This is a genomic window from Pseudomonas sp. IT-P4 (assembly GCF_949767755.1).
Classification (GTDB): Bacteria; Pseudomonadota; Gammaproteobacteria; order Pseudomonadales; family Pseudomonadaceae; genus Aquipseudomonas; species Aquipseudomonas monachiensis.
In genome coordinates, this window is record NZ_CATKPX010000001.1 from 1 (window position 1) to 265 (window position 265).

1 protein-coding gene is annotated in these 265 nt (G+C 62.6%); it reads right to left on the reverse strand.

Features of this window, described 5'->3' with window-relative positions:
- Positions 1–265 (reverse strand): immunoglobulin-like domain-containing protein (locus tag ACM6IT_RS00005; RefSeq protein ID WP_414917223.1); only part of this gene is annotated, 265 nt, incomplete at both ends.

Genomic DNA, 265 nt, shown 5'->3' on the forward strand with positions numbered 1-265 from the left:
GGCGAGGTTCTCCTGCACGCCGCCATTGCCTTCGATGCTGACGGTGACCTTGTCGCCTTGGCCTGATGGCTCATCGGTGACGGTGGTGTCGACCTCGGTCTGACTCAGGGTGAGTTTTTCGAAGTTGTCCGCGCCAGTAACGCTCTCGAGCTTGTTGACGATCGGCGCCTGGCCGCCGGTGAAGACGTCGTCGGCAGCGGCGATGGTTGCAGAGCCGGAGGTCCCGTTCGCTGGAACAGTTACCTTCGTACCGTCGGAGAGGGTG